Annotated in this window: 14 protein-coding genes; 7 read left to right on the top strand and 7 right to left on the bottom strand. The window is 42.8% G+C overall.

Annotated elements, in window-relative coordinates; all coding sequences use genetic code 11:
- Positions 1 to 547 precede the first annotated feature (547 nt).
- The 3 genes from G9G54_RS12010 to G9G54_RS12000 form a co-directional block, all read right to left on the bottom strand.
- Entirely contained in the window at positions 548 to 1,993 is a 1,446-nt protein-coding gene (locus G9G54_RS12010) for a DEAD/DEAH box helicase (protein ID WP_165178266.1), read from the bottom strand.
- 430 nt (positions 1,994 to 2,423) lie between these two features.
- Positions 2,424 to 2,870 carry a GNAT family N-acetyltransferase gene (locus tag G9G54_RS12005; RefSeq protein ID WP_165178264.1) on the bottom strand — a complete coding sequence of 149 codons (447 nt, stop codon included), beginning with the start codon at positions 2,868 to 2,870 and terminating at the stop codon, positions 2,424 to 2,426.
- A gap of 226 nt (positions 2,871 to 3,096) precedes the next feature.
- The gene (locus tag G9G54_RS12000) at positions 3,097 to 3,678 is read right to left on the bottom strand and encodes a TetR/AcrR family transcriptional regulator (RefSeq protein ID WP_165178262.1); all 582 of its coding nucleotides are present in this window, start codon (positions 3,676 to 3,678) and stop codon (positions 3,097 to 3,099) included.
- Between the two features lie 318 nt (positions 3,679 to 3,996).
- Here G9G54_RS12000 and G9G54_RS11995 point away from each other — a divergent pair, with 318 nt between their 5' ends.
- The 5 genes from G9G54_RS11995 (at position 3,997) to G9G54_RS11975 (ending at position 8,463) form a co-directional block, all read left to right on the top strand.
- Entirely contained in the window at positions 3,997 to 5,058 is a 1,062-nt protein-coding gene (locus G9G54_RS11995; protein ID WP_165178260.1) for an LLM class flavin-dependent oxidoreductase, read from the top strand.
- 24 nt (positions 5,059 to 5,082) lie between these two features.
- A complete protein-coding gene (locus G9G54_RS11990; protein WP_165178258.1) occupies positions 5,083 to 6,021 on the top strand; it encodes an alpha/beta hydrolase in 939 nt (312 codons plus the stop codon).
- A 322-nt stretch (positions 6,022 to 6,343) separates the two neighbouring features.
- Positions 6,344 to 7,300: an endo-1,4-beta-xylanase gene (locus G9G54_RS11985; RefSeq protein ID WP_165178256.1), complete on the top strand. Its 957-nt coding sequence runs from the start codon at positions 6,344 to 6,346 to the stop codon at positions 7,298 to 7,300.
- A 240-nt stretch (positions 7,301 to 7,540) separates the two neighbouring features.
- On the top strand, positions 7,541 to 8,092 hold the full coding sequence (locus G9G54_RS11980; protein ID WP_165178254.1) for a TetR/AcrR family transcriptional regulator: 552 nt from the start codon (positions 7,541 to 7,543) through the stop codon (positions 8,090 to 8,092).
- Positions 8,092 to 8,463 carry a DMT family transporter gene (locus G9G54_RS11975; RefSeq protein ID WP_069290722.1) on the top strand — a complete coding sequence of 124 codons (372 nt, stop codon included), beginning with the start codon at positions 8,092 to 8,094 and terminating at the stop codon, positions 8,461 to 8,463. The genes G9G54_RS11980 and G9G54_RS11975 overlap by 1 nt, the downstream gene beginning before the upstream one ends.
- A 113-nt stretch (positions 8,464 to 8,576) precedes the next feature.
- On the opposite strand, the gene gnd is transcribed toward G9G54_RS11975, so the two are convergent.
- The 4 genes from gnd to G9G54_RS11955 all read right to left on the bottom strand — a co-directional run bounded on the left by gnd (position 8,577) and on the right by G9G54_RS11955 (position 13,723).
- Positions 8,577 to 9,980 (bottom strand): decarboxylating NADP(+)-dependent phosphogluconate dehydrogenase, encoded by a 1,404-nt coding sequence (gene gnd, locus G9G54_RS11970; protein WP_165178252.1) that lies wholly within the window; start codon positions 9,978 to 9,980, stop codon positions 8,577 to 8,579.
- A gap of 107 nt (positions 9,981 to 10,087) precedes the next feature.
- Positions 10,088 to 11,434, bottom strand: a complete 1,347-nt coding sequence (locus G9G54_RS11965) for a GntP family permease (RefSeq protein WP_023991059.1) — start codon at positions 11,432 to 11,434, stop codon at positions 10,088 to 10,090.
- A 26-nt stretch (positions 11,435 to 11,460) separates the two neighbouring features.
- Entirely contained in the window at positions 11,461 to 12,999 is a 1,539-nt protein-coding gene (gene gntK / locus G9G54_RS11960) for a gluconokinase (protein WP_165178250.1), read from the bottom strand.
- On the bottom strand, positions 12,992 to 13,723 hold the full coding sequence (locus G9G54_RS11955) for a GntR family transcriptional regulator (protein ID WP_165178248.1): 732 nt from the start codon (positions 13,721 to 13,723) through the stop codon (positions 12,992 to 12,994). The genes gntK and G9G54_RS11955 overlap by 8 nt, the downstream gene beginning before the upstream one ends.
- A 253-nt stretch (positions 13,724 to 13,976) precedes the next feature.
- Here G9G54_RS11955 and G9G54_RS11950 point away from each other — a divergent pair, with 253 nt between their 5' ends.
- The gene (locus tag G9G54_RS11950; protein WP_028540931.1) at positions 13,977 to 15,272 is read left to right on the top strand and encodes a GntP family permease; all 1,296 of its coding nucleotides are present in this window, start codon (positions 13,977 to 13,979) and stop codon (positions 15,270 to 15,272) included.
- 21 nt (positions 15,273 to 15,293) lie between these two features.
- A complete protein-coding gene (locus tag G9G54_RS11945) occupies positions 15,294 to 16,439 on the top strand; it encodes a glycerate kinase family protein (protein ID WP_061829766.1) in 1,146 nt (381 codons plus the stop codon).
- Positions 16,440 to 16,561 lie beyond the last annotated feature (122 nt).

Genomic DNA, 16,561 nt, shown 5'->3' with positions numbered 1-16,561 from the left:
AAAAAATTAAAAAATAGATTGTAAAGAAAAAAGGGGATGGGAAATGAAGTTTTATGATAATAGGGGAGTCCAGATGGTGGTTGCACTTATGGAAAAATACTCTTTATGTAATCATCTCTAATGTCTTGATGTGGATTATATCCGTACCTATGTGGTGGCTGCTAGTTGAACGTGTGAAAACAGACCAGGGCGCTGAAATTTTCATTTCGTCATTACCATTCATTATATTGTTATACATATTTGCTGTATTGCTACCCGAGATTTCAATTGTTCTATTTAGACATTACATTTTTAATAACTTTAGACGTCGCAATAGTAAGTAATCTCTGAAACGATTCAGGAGTGCTTTTTCAAAATAACCTATGGATTAGGTGAAGATGACGATATGGTTTTATCCAAGAGAGCATGCGATTTTCTTGCAAATTCAAAATGGAAAGATAAATTAAACGATCAAGAGATAAACTCGGCAATCCCGCCCGTATAGCTAACGAAAACCATCGGCTATGCTGGGCGGGATTGCCTCACCCTCTTTAGTGCAGCGTATCTTCTACTTATTCCCTTTACGTACCTTTAACAGCTTACCCTTTACGGTTGTATTCTTCATAATCTCAAGCACCAGTGGACCTTTACCATTCAGAATCTCAACATCTGTCGCATAATCCAGAATCGTAATAATCCCGATATCATCTGCGGTGACCCCGTCAAGCTTAGCGATGGTCCCCACGAAGTCGACAGCTCTAAGTTTTTTCTTCTTACCGCCGTTAAAGTTCAGCTTCATAATCTGTTGGTTTAATTGCTCGCGCTTATCTTTTTTGAGTGCGGTTTTTACATGCAGTTTCTGCTCAAAATCTTCTCTACGGAGGTCAACAGCCTCTTCCGAGGGAGCCTTTACCTGCGGAATCGCAAACCCAATATATGCTTCAATATCAGCTAATCTTCGGCCATCCTTAGGAGTGATGAGGGAAATGGCTTTCCCCGTTTTGCCAGCACGTCCCGTACGTCCTGTGCGGTGAACATAGCTTTCCTTCTCAAGGGGAATATCGTAGTTAATGACATGGGTGATATTCGTGATATCAATCCCTCTGGCGGCAACATCTGTCGCGATCAAGTAACGGAATTGACCCCTTCTAAATGCATTCATTACCTCAAATCGCTCGTCTTGCTCCATGCCACCATGAATGCGATCACATGGATATTCAAGATCAGCCAATGCTCTGAATAATGTATCTACATTTTCCTGCGTACGACAGAAAATAATGCAGCTGTCAGGATTCTCAACAATGAGCAGATCTTGCAGTAGTGCCAGCTTGTCTGACTCCTTCACCTGAATAAGAGAGTGATCAATTGTAGCGGTCGTTATACCGGCTGCTTTTATTTCAATTTCAACAGGATCGTTCATATACTTGTGTGACAGTCTGGCTACATCATCAGGAAAAGTAGCGGAGAATAACATGGTAACCCGGTCACTAGGCAGGGCCTGAATGATCGACTGAACTTGCTCGATAAAGCCCATATTCAGCATCTCGTCAGCTTCATCAATCACGAGGTAGGCCATTCGATCTAACGATAGCGTGCCTCGTTCAATATGGTCCAGTACACGTCCTGGCGTACCTACAGCCATATGTGTTCTTTGTTTTAACTCGGCCTTTTGTATATGAAAAGGATGTTTTCCATAAAGGGGCGTTGCTTTTATCCGCTTAAAGCGTCCAATATTCGTGATGTCCTCGGTGACCTGTAACGCGAGTTCACGGGTTGGCGTCAGGATTAAAGCTTGGGGCTTATTCTCATTCCAATCTACTAGCTCACAAAGTGGAATACCATATGCTGCTGTTTTGCCGCTACCTGTTTGCGATTTGGCGACAAGATCCTTCTTCTCAAGCGCAACAGGAATAACTTCCGTTTGAATCTCTGTTGGCGTCTCATAGCCCAAGCTATTGAGCGCTCTTACAATTTCTTCACTTAATGCGTAATCTGTAAAATGCTTCTGACTCATTTTCAACCTCTTCTGCGCTGTATTTGAATACCAATACATATATAATGTCATCGTGTATCGAACTTATACTCATCTAGTATACTCTATATCCAGGCTTACTCTAATACATATCCATGTTACTGTTTGTCTAATCGTATCCTTGGAGCGTTTAACGAAGGGCTCGTCCATTTTCTCGTGTATGGTATCTGATGTGTTGGTCGACTGAGCTATTTCGCAATTTAACGACCAACAAACTTTACCCCATATGGATCTACGTTGAACAATTTTATGGAGAATTAATTTTGTCTTGCTGTTTTCCAGTACTTATCTTCAATTGTATCGGCATGTTTCGATATCCGCATGGCGTGAAAACATGTGTTACGCACAAAGGGCACCCGATCGGGTGCCCTTTGAATTGCCGTTAGCGCGGAAAACCGTATCAAAAGTATTGTTACGATGAAAAGTGAACCCAATCTCTCCCTTGGACAGCTTCCATCTTTTTAAAGAAAATTTGAGCGCGTTTATTCTCAGTAGAAGTTATCCAGGTCATATGAGCATATCCATGATTTTGTGAGTACTTTTGACATTCTAAAAAAAGCTGTGATTCCACTTCTGTATCTCTAAATGATTCCATTACAAATAGGTCGTTCATAACTGTGATTTTGTCTGCTTTCATCGTGCTAAAGGTAAAGAATAATGTAGCAAAGCCGATTAATTCTCCATTTTGTTCCGCCACAAATTGTATACCGTTTTGCTGCTCAAAAAGGGTTTGAATCAAATTATGAATTTTTTCGATAGGTGGCCTAGGGTTTTGATAAAAACCAACGATGTACTCATACATTAACTCGGTCAAACTGCTTAAATCATCAGGCTTAGCGTTTCTTATTAAAAATGACATTAGATGTACTCCCTTTTCATTAGTTTTGAATTAATATACAACATTAAGTATATATATGTAAAATTAAGATCAGTGAAGGAATCGTTTGAACTCATGTAAATGCGAAAAAGTATGTAATATGAGCGCAACAAAGGCTGCCGAGAAAATGTATCCGGTAGCCTTTGTTGCGCTGAGGGACATGTGCGTCGAGAATACACCCATTCGTAAAAATTGAATTCAATCCGAATTACTTAAGCAGTGTAAGTGTCACCTCTATCGTGTTATCAATAAATGATCGTTCTGGACGAGACTTTATCATTACGGTCAGTCCAATTAACGATACGACTAGCGCCTGAGATACAGCCTTCGCATCGAGCCCGATTTCAAGTTCACCTGATTGTATACCTCGTTCAATGGTTTCTTGAAATATAACCGATAGGTACATTTGATGTTCCCTTGTAAGAATTTCAAATTTCTCATCATGGGGCGCAAGTTCAACCATTGTATTGATGCAAAAGCATCCTTTTCTAGGGTTTTCTGCATATTCTTCATCGACCACACCCTCAAAAAAAGTTCGAAATGCTTCTTTTACAGATGGATTGCTTTGAAGTTTGGTTCGGATCATAGAAGCACGGGACATCATGTATTTGCGCAGCGCAGCTTCGAACAATTCTTTTTTGCCTCCAAAAGTGGAATATATACTGGGTCGTTGAATTTCCATTCTGGAAGTTAAATCACTCAGTGAGGTAGCTTCATATCCCTTCTCCCAAAATATTTGCATAGCTGCATCTAATACTTTATCTTCGTCAAATTCGCGGATTCGTCCCATAATCAATACCTCTCATTACTTATAATTTTATTCTTAATTCAATGACTCTGATTATAATTGTCAGGGGTCTTTATTTGCGTACCAATTAGTATGTTATTATCTTATAATTAGCCCGTTATAATGTCAAATGCAGATTGGTTTATCGCACCAAGGAGATATCAGTATGAGGATAAATCAAAGTATTTTTACTGTATTTATTGACAGTATTCTTTTTAATGAGTTATATTTACTGGGAAAAATACATTACCGATCGGTATGATATTTTATCGGTATTTAATTGGCATACAAAGAAAGCTATTAGAATAGGAGAGATGGACCATGGAGATAGGTATTACTTCGTTTGTAGAAACAAAGCCTGACGTTCAGACAGGTGAAGTGATAAGTCACGCACAGCGATTGCGCGAAGTTGTCGAGGAAATTATCCTTGCTGATCAAGTGGGAATTGATGTGTTTGGGGTAGGTGAGCATCATCGGAAGGATTATTCGGCATCTTCACCAGCAATTGTACTGTCAGCGGCTGCAGCGCAGACGAAACGGATTCGGCTGACCAGTGCAGTCACAGTGCTTTCTTCAGCTGATCCCGTTCGCGTTTTTCAGGATTTTGCTACGCTGGATGGTATTTCGAATGGACGTGCGGAGATTATGGCGGGTCGAGGTTCCTTTATTGAATCTTTTCCACTGTTTGGCTATGACTTGGAAGACTATGATGAGCTGTTTGAACAACATCTGGAATTGCTCCTTAAAATACGGGAGTCCGAGAAAGTAACCTGGAAGGGCGGACATCGGCCAGCGATTAACAATTTGGGTGTGTATCCACGGCCGGTTCAGAATCCTTTACCGATATGGGTTGGCAGCGGAGGCAGGCAGGATTCTGCTATCCGTGCAGGTCTGTTAGGACTGCCCTTGATGTTGGCGATCATTGGTGGAAATCCGATGAATTTTGCACCGCTTGTACAGCTTTATAAGAAGGCAGCAGCGCACGCTGGTCATGACGAATCGCAGCTTAAGGTTGGATCGCACTCGATAGGATTTGTTGGAGAGAATAATGAACGAGCTGCAGATACATATTTCCCTTCTACGATGGCAGGTATGAATAGATTAGGCAGGGAGCGGGGCTGGGCGCATTATGATCGTTCTAGCTACGATGCCGCGCGCAGCTTTGAAGGTGCGCTGTATGTTGGCGATCCTGAGACTGTTGCCCAGAAGATCATTCACCTTCGCAAACATGTAGGTGTTACACGCTTTATGCTGTATGTTCCGTTAAGTACAATGCCGCATGCCGAGGTGATGAGAGCCATTGAACTGATGGGAACAGAGGTAGCACCCCGAGTTCGGAAGGAAATAGCCCAGTGGGAAGCGGAGACGGAAAAAAGATTATAAAGACCAAACATAGGAGTGATTCACATGGATTTTGAAAATCGTTTGTACCCAGAATTTAGGTCGGTAATTGCACAATTTCCTGGATTTCAATTGGAAGAAAATTTAGAACTGAGTAGAAGCTATTTGTCGAGTCCTCCCATTGAGCAGTCGGAGCACGTACACACGACAAGCCGGATGATTCCGAACGTAGCAGGCGAGATATTAGTTAAAATCTACGAACCTGCCCAGCGAACTGACGTTAGGCTTCCGGCCATGCTGTGGATTCACGGGGGAGGCTATGTGATGGGGCATCCTGATATGGACGATGCTTTGTGCGAACGCTTCGTGCAGGCGGCTAAATGCGTCGTCGTATCGGTCGATTACCGACTTGCTCCCGAGCATCCCTACCCAGCTGCCATCGATGACTGTTATGCCGCTTTGACGTGGATGACCGATGAAGCTGAGCTGCTGGGCATCGACTTAGATCGAGTCGCAATTGCCGGAGCAAGTGGGGGCGGCGGTCTGACCGCAGCACTTGCTTTAATGGCCCGTGACAAAGGCGGGCCAGCCCTCATTTTTCAAATGCCGCTGTATCCGATGATCGATGACCGTAGTATTACGGCGTCAAGTCATGAGATTACGGCCGATAACGCACCATGGAACCGGAAGAACAACTTGGCGGCCTGGAACATGTACTTGGGGGATCGTACTGAAGACACCGAGGTGTCCCCATACGCTGTGCCGTCGAGAGCGGAATGCTTGGCTGGGCTACCGCCGACCTATACGTGCATTGGCCAGCTCGATCTGTTCCGAGATGAGACGATTGAATATGTGACACGCCTTGCCCAAGCTGGGGTAGACGTTGAATTCCATCTGTATCCCGGCACATTCCACAACTTTGAGGGGATGGTTCCGCAAGCAGAAGTAAGCCAGCGTGCTAGCCAAAGTTATGTGGACGCGATTGCAAGAGCGCTTAATCCTTAAACTATTAAATGGGCAGTCTCCAAAGTGATATGCTTCCAAAAAAGTAGACAGGTTAAATAATAAAACTTGCTACTGTAAGGGGAGCATATCACTTTTTGCAGTAATCTTTTTTGTCGTTTGATACGAGGCTAGATTTTAACCGAAACGATGTGTTAAAGGAGCACCAGGTGTTCAGTCGCCCCGCAATGATGTAAAGTTTTTCGGGTAAAATCTTTACTTTTACATGTAGCGGACAATAACCTTACATTCTTATAATTGGAAATGTAAGCGATTTATTTAGAGGTAGGAATATTAAAAACTATACGTATGAGGAGGAGATTGTATGTCGAAATTTAAAGTGGGCAAGTTGGTAAGCAGCTTGGCGTTGGCGGGTGTGTTGTTATCATCAGTTCTGATAAACCCGGCTAGTGCCAGTATGGCGAACGGTGGCAAATTCCTCGGGAATATCATTGCTGGAAGTGTCCCTGCAAGTTTCGGAACATACTGGAACCAGGTGACGCCAGAGAATTCGACCAAATGGGGGTCGGTTGAAGGCAGTCGTAACAACATGAACTGGTCGCAGGCGGATACCGCCTACAATTATGCCCGTAACAATGGCTTCCCGTTCAAGTTCCATACATTGGTATGGGGTGCTCAGGAGCCAGGTTGGATTAGCGGACTGTCGGCTGCTGATCAGAAGGCGGAAGTGACCCAGTGGATTAAAGCAGCAGGTCAACGCTATCCGAATGCGGAGTTTGTAGATGTGGTGAATGAGCCCCTGCATCAGAAGCCATCCTTCCGCAATGCCATAGGAGGTGACGGATCGACCGGATGGGATTGGGTCATATGGTCATTCCAACAGGCCAGACAAGCTTTCCCGAATGCCAAGCTGATGATTAATGAATATGGAATTATCAACGATCCCTCGTTAACCGACCAATATGTCAATATTATTAATCAGCTCAAGAGCAGAGGCCTGATTGACGGAATTGGTATTCAATGCCACCAGTTTAGCATGGACACTGTTTCAGTTAACACGATGAACACTGTACTGAACAAGCTGGCGGCAACAGGATTGCCAATCTATGTGTCGGAACTGGATATAACTGGTGACGACAACACCCAGCTTGCCAGATACAAGGAGAAATTTCCGGTATTATGGAAGCATTCTGCGGTGAAGGGAGTTACGCTCTGGGGGTATATCCAGGGACAAACTTGGAAGCCGAACACACATCTGCTGAATTCTAACGGCACGGAACGTCCCGCGCTCCAATGGCTGAGACAATATGTGCAGAGTTAAACTATAGGTGGCACTTAAAACCCAACAGATGCGAACTTTTGCCAAATGTCTGGGCTGGGTAGATGTTTATTTGACGAAGTCTTGGCTGAAATGTTATACGCCCAAGGCTTCTTTTTATTTAGCTTAAACCTAACGTATCAAAACCTAATCCAACTCAATTAAGCTTACATACCCAATCCATCACTTTAACCCACTTGAAATAAAACCGTCTGGACGGTATAGTAAAGAGGGGTGATCAATATGAATACAACTAAAAAAGCATTAAAAAGAGAATTAATTCTTAAAGCGGCCTCGATGATTGTGCACGAAGAAGGAGTAGAGAAATTAACGTTAGAAGCGGTGGCTAAGAAAGCGGGAATAAGTAAAGGAGGATTGCTTTACCATTTTCCGAATAAAGATGAATTGATTTTGGGAATGGTTGAACAACTATCGACCAGCTTTGTCTCCGAATTTAATGAGAGAGCAGAAAACGATATGCATTCCAAAGGAAGATGGACTCGCGCGTATATGAATACATCATTTTCTGGCGATCGGAATGAAAGTGACCTGTATACCGCTCTTTCAGCAGCACAGTTTACGAACCCTCACATGCTAAAATTACTTCAGGACGAGTATGAGAATATCCAAAATAAAATTGAAAACGACGAATTGGACCCCGTTCGTTCCACGATAGTCCGATTAGCTATAGACGGTTTGTGGTTTGCTGAAATGTTTGGGCTTGCTCCTCCCAATGAAGAAATGAGGCAAAAAATGATGGAAGAATTGAAAACATATATAAAGGAGAATGAATAATGGCTTATCTTTTCTTGGCAATCTCTATTGTTGGTGAACTTGTTGGAACTTCAATGCTTAAAGCTTCAGAAGGTTTCACCAGACTGTATCCGACTCTATTCACAATTGTGGCGTTCGTGATCTCTTTCTTCTTTATCTCCTTATCCCTTAAGACGCTCCCCTTAAATATGACTTATGCCATCTGGTCAGGTGTAGGAGCCGTTGCTACAACGCTTATTTCAGTATTGATTTGGAAAGAAAAAATTAATACAGGAAGTATCGCAGGTATTGCTTTAATTGTTATTGGCGTGGTGGTACTGAACCTATTTGGTGCAGGACATGGTGAGGCAAAAGGAACAACAGAAGCAACGAGTTCAATCGTTCAAAAATGAGATGAAATAGTATAGACACAAGAACATCGTAGAGAAAATGTATTCCAAAGGAGTGCCCTAATGAAGGGAAAAACCACTTCATTAGGGCACTGGAGATTTACTACCACTATCGATCACTGCCAGTTTGTGTGAAAGGACCCTGCTGCATCACTTCGTTCATAAGTATGGGCACCAAAATAATCCCTTTGTGCTTGCAAAAGGTTAGCATTCGAAATGCCTGTCCGGTAACTATCATAATAAGTAAGTGAAGCACTTAAACATGGAAACGAAGTGCCAGAATTAATACCCTCACAGACAACTTTTCGTAATCCTTTTTGATACTCTTTAACTTTTTCAGCAAAATACGGGGCGATTAATAGATTAGCCAAATTCGGCTGTTCTTGATATGTTTCGCTTATTACGTTTAAGAATTCAGCACGAATGATGCAACCACCACGGAAAATAAGGGCTATATCCTTTAAAGGTAAATTCCATCCGTAAAGTTCAGAAGTCATTTTATATTGTATAAATCCTTGCGCGTAGGCACAAATCTTACCCATATAAAAAGCTTGTCTAATGTACTCAGTCCACACATCTTTATCTAAACTTCGCTGATCAATCCCTGGTCCTGTTAGAATATTTTCTGCATAAACTCGTTCTTCTTTTAAAGAGGAGATGTAACGGGCAAACAATGACTCTGTAATAATGGATGATGGGATCCCATTGTCAATTGCTTGAATGCTTGTCCATTTACCTGTGCCCTTTTGCCCTGTTTTATCAAGAATCACATCGATTAGTGGTAAGCCTGTTACATCATCCTTTTTCCGTAAAATCTCTGCGGTGATTTGAATTAAATAACTTTTCAGTTCCCCTTGATTCCATATTTCAAAGATATCAGCAATTTCATTCACAGATAAACGTAACCTTTTTCTTAAAAATGTATAGGTTTCTGCGATTAACTGCATATCTGCATACTCGATTCCGTTATGTACCATTTTTACAAAGTGACCGGACCCTTTTGGACCCATATAAACACAGCAAGGGTCTCCGTCCACTTGGGCTGCTATTTTTGTTAGAATAGGAGCTGCTTTTTCATATACGTTTTTATCTCCACCAGGCATGATCGAAGGTCCATTTAAAGCCCCGACTTCGCCGCCAGAGATACCGATTCCTAAATAACCGATTCCTTTTGACTTCAATTCATCATATCTACGTTCCGTATCTTTGTAATGGGAGTTACCACCGTCCATAATCACATCGCCTGCTTCAAGGAAGGGTACTAATGTACCTATTACCGAATCGACCGGTTTGCCCGCTGTTACCATAAGGAAGATTTTCCTTGGAGTTTTTAAGGAGTAAACAAAATCTTGAATTTCGTAGTAGGGATGGATGGAGTGACCTTCACTTTTTTTAACAAGATCATCCGTTAAATCCCTCGTATAATTATAGACAGCGACTTGCTCACCCTTACCAGCCATGTTTAAAGCGATATTACAGCCCATTACCCCTAAACCAATGACACCAATTGTGTTGGACATTTTTTCTGCTCCTTTTATTTGAAATGAATAGGCCGTAGATCCTCACTTATAGGCTTAGAAGATTCTAAGAAAAATAAGTGGGGGATCTACCGCCCGGGAATCATGATTTATACGAATAAACTTAGTACTAAAATAAATCCTAATCCAGCTACAGAAATGATGGTCTCAAGCAATGTCCATGTTGCAAATGTTTCTTTCATGCTTAAACCAAAATATTCTTTAAACATCCAGAAACCAGCATCGTTAACATGTGAGGCTATTAAACTACCCGCTCCTGTTGCAAGCACAACTAAAGCAAGATTAACGTCGGATTGTCCTAACATCGGAATAACTAAACCAGCGGTTGTTAAAGCTGCAACAGTTGCAGAACCTAAGGAAATACGTAATATTGCAGCGATGATCCAGGCAAGCAAGATGGGTGATAATGTAGTTCCATTGAATAATTCAGCTACATAGTCACCTACGCCGCCATTAATCAGTACTTGTTTGAAGGCTCCGCCACCCCCAATGATTAAGAGCATCATCCCAATATGAGTAATAGCCGTTGTACAAGATGCCATTACATTTTTGATTGGAATTTTTCGTGCTATTCCCATGGTGTAGACAGCTACCAGTAAGGAAATTAACATGGAAGTTGATGCATCACCAATAAAACGGATCGCTGCTAGTAAACTGCTATCTTCAAATCCCATTGTTTTTTGAAGCAAAGTAATAACCGTAGCAATAGACATTAAAATAACAGGAAGCATTGCAGTAAATACACTGATACCAAATCCCGGAGTTTCCTCGGATTTAAATACTTTTTGTTCACCTAAAGAGGCAATATTACCGGTTTTCGTAAATGATGCAGGTACGAGTTTTTTGGCAAGCTTAGTAAATACAGGTCCAGCTAAAATAACGGTTGGAATGGCAATAATGAAACCGTAAAGTAAAACCTCACCAAGGTTCGCGCCATATTCACCAGCAATAACTGTTGGCCCTGGATGTGGAGGTAAGAAACCATGTGTTACGGATAAAGCTGCAACCATCGGAATCCCGAGATATAAAATAGAAACCTTTAATTCTTTTGAAATGGCAAATATGATTGGAATTAACAATACTAATCCTACTTCAAAAAATAACGCCACACCGATAATGAATGAAGCAGCTACGACTGCCCATTGGATATTTTTTTCACCAAATTTGTCTACGAGGGTCATGGCAATTCGTTGAGCACCACCAGAATCAGCGATCAACTTACCCAACATCGCTCCAAGTCCAAAGATTAACGCTAAGTGACCAAGTGTTCCGCCTAATCCGGCTTCGATGGTTTTGACAATTTCCTCTAATGGCATTCCAAGTGCTAAAGCGACGCCGAACGATACAATGATTAATGAAATAAAGGTATTCAATTTGAAACCCATTATTAAAACTAATAATGCTAAAATTCCAATCGCTACGATAACTAATGGCATTGTAATTACCCCCTGTTTTTATCTTTTTAGTGTTTAATTAAGCTTCTTTGATAATTGGAAATCCGTGTATAATCATCTTCTAACACTCTGGATAGGTTAATGAAAATCGGCAGCAATTTCCTATATTCCTTGGTCGCTTCTTCTTTTGGTGTATGTTTGTTGGTACTACCAATCATTTCAGAAACGACTTCAAAGGACTGGATTTGTCCGGTGGCATACAAGCCTAAAATACAAGCTCCTAGACAAGAACTTTCGTAGCTTTCTGGAACGACGACTTCAGATGAGAATATGTCAGACATCATTTGCCGCCAAACATCTGATCTTGCGAAGCCTCCAGTAGCTTGAATTCGGGTCACAGGACCGTCCATACATTCGGTTAATGCTAAAAATACGGTGTACAAATTGTAAATGACTCCTTCTAGGGCTGCGCGAATCATATGTTCTTTCTTATGTGACATCGTTAAACCGAAGAATGAGCCACGTACGTCTGGGTTCCATAATGGCGCACGTTCACCAGCCAGGTATGGATGGAATAACAATCCGTCAGATCCTGGTCTTACACGTTCAGCAATCTTGGTTAGTACATCATATGGATCAATTCCTAGTCTTTTCGCTGTTTCTACTTCTGATGAGGCAAGTTCGTCACGGATCCAGCGAAGGACCATCCCGCCATTGTTCACCGGCCCCCCAATAACCCAGTGCTTTTCTGTTAAGGCATAACAAAATATTCTTCCCTTTTCGTCTGTTTGAGGCTTGTCTATAATGGTTCGAATGGCACCGCTTGTCCCGATTGTGACGGCAACTTCGCCTTTTCGTATCGCATTTACACCTAGATTAGAAAGGACTCCATCGCTAGCTCCAATGACAAACGATGTTTGTGGATCGATCCCCATCTTTTTTGCTAAATCTGAATTACAGTTGGTAAATATCCTGGTTGTTGGCACAAGCTCAGATAATTGAGAAGGGGTTATACCAGCAATTTTTAATGCTTCTTCATCCCAATCTAATTTTTCTAGATTCATCATGCCCATGGCAGAAGCTAGGGAATAATCCACTACATATTGATCAAAGAACTTTTTAAAAATATATTCTTTAATTCCGATATACTTTTTAACCTTGACAGCGGTTTCAGGAAGGTCATTCACAATCCAGGCTATTTTCGTTAAGGGTGACATGGGGTGAATGGGTGTTCCTGTTCGTTTATAGACTTCATGGCCATTCAGCTCATCTTTTATTTTATGTGCCCATGCTTCACTTCGATTATCTGCCCAAGTGATACAAGACGTCAGTGGGCGGTCATTTTCATCCATCGCAATGACACTATGCATGGCACTGCTAAATGAAACAAACGATAGCTTTTTTTGTGAGTGATGTTTCATTATATTCGAAATGGCTTGTAGGACAGCCTGAAAAATCTCTTCTGGGTTTTGTTCAGCTGTCGCTATATCTGGTGTATAAAGCGGGTATCCAATATTCTCTTGTTGGATGACTTCGCCTTTTTCGCTAAATAGAACGGCTTTCGTACTTGTGGTTCCGATATCTATACCTAACATATAGTTAGTCATTTTGTTGCACGACTCCTTTAGATAGCATTTGTTGTGACATCCATAGGTCTTCTACTTTACCTTGAACATCATCAAAGTTTTCATGTAAAGACTTGATCATGAGGTCTCTATCTTTTACTTTGATTGCTTCAATATAAAGTTCGTGATTGTTTATAATCCGTGTAAAATCTTCATACTTTTCTGTGAAACGCATACGCATCGACAAAAGAATGAGACTTTCCATAACAGGCTTTAAATTATTCCAGATCATCAGAATATGTGAATGATTGGCTGCACGAATAATCGTTTCATGGAACAAGACATCTTGATATGAAAACTCATCAGCATCACTATATTTGACGGCGACTTTCATCATTTCGAGAATTTTACTAAGTTCCTTCGCCAAATCATTAGTGTCCATCTTTACAAGACGTTCAAATACGAAGGATTCTATGAGCAGACGGACATCATAAATTTCTTCTATTTCTTTTTCTGATAGGCCAATAACAACGGCTCCCATTCTTTCTAATCGAATGATATTTTCGGATGCCAGTATTTTTAACGCTTCACGAATGGGTGAGCGACTTACAGTGAAATCAGCAGCTAGTTTATTTTCAGATAATATGGTACCGCTTTCAATCCCGCCAGAAATAATGCGCATTCTAAGCTCGGATGTTACGCGATCACCAGCAGAGGCTTTTAAAAGCCATTTGGAGGGATATAGGAATTCTGATTCGACCATCATTTCACCTTCTCAATTAATCAAGTATACTTGTATACAGGTATTATAATCTGAAATTTTAAATTTGCAAGCGTATACATTAAATTTGTTTTGTAACTCCTCGATAGATAAAATGAAAATTGCATATTAAGACATAGATCCTGTTCGGATTTTTTGTTCAAATGCACAATCAATTTCGTCTGTTCTTCAATATTTTTAACGTGCGGCAATCGATATAATGAAAGCGTAATCAAAAATTGCCCGGGGGGTTAGACAGATGGAAGGATTGACGATCAGTTGGATAGGAGCTCTGGCAGGGCTGGCTATTGCAATTATTCTGATATTAAGAAAGCTGAATCCGGTTTACGCTTTATTTTTGGGAGCTATTGTAGGCGCTTTATTGGGCGGAGCCAATTTGGAACAGACGATCAGCGTGTTAATAAGCGGTACGCAAAGTGTGATGGGGACGGTCATTCGTGTGCTTGCCGCAGGTGTATTGGCAGGTGTAATGATGGAATCCGGGGCAGCGGAGACGATTGCGCAGGCTATTGTAAAGAAGTTCGGCGGCAGTAAAGCGATACTCGCACTAGCCTTGGCGACGATGATTATTACGGCGGTAGGTGTATTTATTCCCGTTGCCGTGTTGATTGTGGCACCTATTGCATTGTCGGTCGGTAACAAAATGGGGATTTCCAAGCTGGCGCTCCTGTTGGCTTTGTCTGGAGGCGGAAAAGCGGGGAACATCATCTCTCCCAATCCTAATACGATTGCAGCGGCGCGCGGATTTAATCTGGATTTAAGCCACGTGATGTTGGCGGGTGTGGTTCCTGCGATATGCGGTTTAATCATGACTGTTTTGGTGGCATCTATGTTGAAAACCAAAGGTGTGAAGGTGTCTGATCAGGATATCATGGACAGTGATGTCGATACATCGAAATACCCGGCGTTGGGACGGGCGATTGTAGCCCCGCTGGTAGCTGTTATTTTGCTGATGATTAACCCGATTGGTTCCATCTCTGGTATTGAAGCACTTTCGAATTTCAAGGTGGATGCGATGTACATTTTGCCGATCGCTGGGATTGTGGGTATGCTGGCCATGGGACAAGGGCGCAATATCCTGAAGTATTCGGCCTCCGGTTTGAATAAAATGACGGCGACCGTGCTGATTTTGATCGGTGCAGGTGGGATTGCGGGTCTGATCTCTGCCTCCAACTTGTCTGCTCAGGTGGTTGGCCTGATTGAAGCTTCGGGAGTTTCCGGTACATTTTTGGCACCGCTTGCAGGTATTCTGATGGCAGCTGCTACGGCGTCCACCTCGACGGGCGTTATTTTGGCGACAGGCTCGTTTGGGGAAGCCATTCTGAACATGGGAACGGCCCCGCTCGCTGCAGCTGTGATGGTGCATACAGGAGCTACAGTCATTGATTCCTTGCCGCAGGGCAACTATTTTCACGTCACGGCAGACAGCATGAAAATGAGCATTAAACAACGGATGGGATTGATTCCTTACGAAGCTATTGTGGGTGGAACGATGGCAATTGTAGCGACAATTATGTATGGATTTTTACTTTAATATTCACGATGGGGTGAGAAGATGAGAGAGAAAACATTTGTGCTGGCACCAGATTCTTTTAAAGAAAGCATGACGGCTAAAGAAGTGTGTATCGCGATGGAGAAAGGACTGCGCAAGGTCTATCCGGCGGCGAATTATGTCCACGTACCGATGGCGGACGGCGGTGAAGGAACGGTGCAGTCACTGGTGGATGCGACAGGCGGGCAGATTCGTTATATCGAGGTGACAGGACCGCTTGGAGAACCTGTAACTGCTGCATACGGCTTGCTGGGAGACGGCACCACGGCGGCAATCGAGATGGCATCCGCCAGTGGAATCCATTTGGTCAACAAGGATAACAAAAACCCGTTAAAGACAACAACCTACGGCACAGGGGAGTTAATCCGTGAATGTCTGAACCAGGGAATTCGAAAAATTATCATCGGCATTGGCGGAAGCGCGACGAATGATGGCGGTATAGGAATGGCGGAAGCGCTGGGCGCCAGATTTTTGGATGCAACAGGTAATACTCTTCCGCGCGGCGGCGGTAGTCTGGGCGAGCTGGCCAGTGTTGATATTTCATCACTGGATGACCGCTTGCAGCAGGTACAACTGATTGTTGCCTGTGATGTGACAAATCCGCTGTGCGGAGAGCATGGGGCATCTCAAGTATTCGGGCCACAAAAAGGGGCAACCCCGGAGATGGTGCAGCAATTGGATGCCAATCTTGCTCATTACGCCGATGTGGTGAAACAGCAGCTGGGCAAGGATGTGCGCGATCTCCCAGGCGCAGGCGCAGCAGGTGGATTGGGTGCGGGCTTATTGATTTTCACTCAGGCGACGCTTCAAAAAGGCATTGAAATTGTGATTGAATACACCGGTTTAAAACAAAAGCTCGCCACTGCCGATATCGTTTTGACGGGGGAAGGCGGTATTGATTTTCAGACCAAATTCGGTAAAACTCCTTATGGAGTAGCTCAGGCGGCAAAACAGTCTGGTAAAAAGGTTATTGCCGTCGCAGGTTATATCGGGGAAGGGATCGACACGTTGTACAAGGAAGGGATAGATGCGGTGTTTGGCATCGTGCCGGGAGCCTCGGAGCTCGGTAAGCTGCTGGCCGAAGGGCCGCAAAACGTAGAGCGTACGTGCGAGAATATCGCAAGAGTACTTCAGTTCAGCGAGAAATGAACAGATGGAGAAGTGATTATAAACATAAAACGGCATCATACAAATACGATATAATACGAGCGCTCGCCTGTAATCCCGAACTTAGCCAAAGCCGGATTGACTGAGAAATTTGGGAGTGACGG

This window comes from Paenibacillus sp. EKM212P (assembly GCF_011066115.1).
Classification (GTDB): Bacteria; Bacillota; Bacilli; order Paenibacillales; family Paenibacillaceae; genus Paenibacillus; species Paenibacillus polymyxa_B.
The sequence above is the reverse complement of the archived record's forward strand: the minus strand, read 5'-3'. Positions and strand labels throughout refer to the sequence as shown.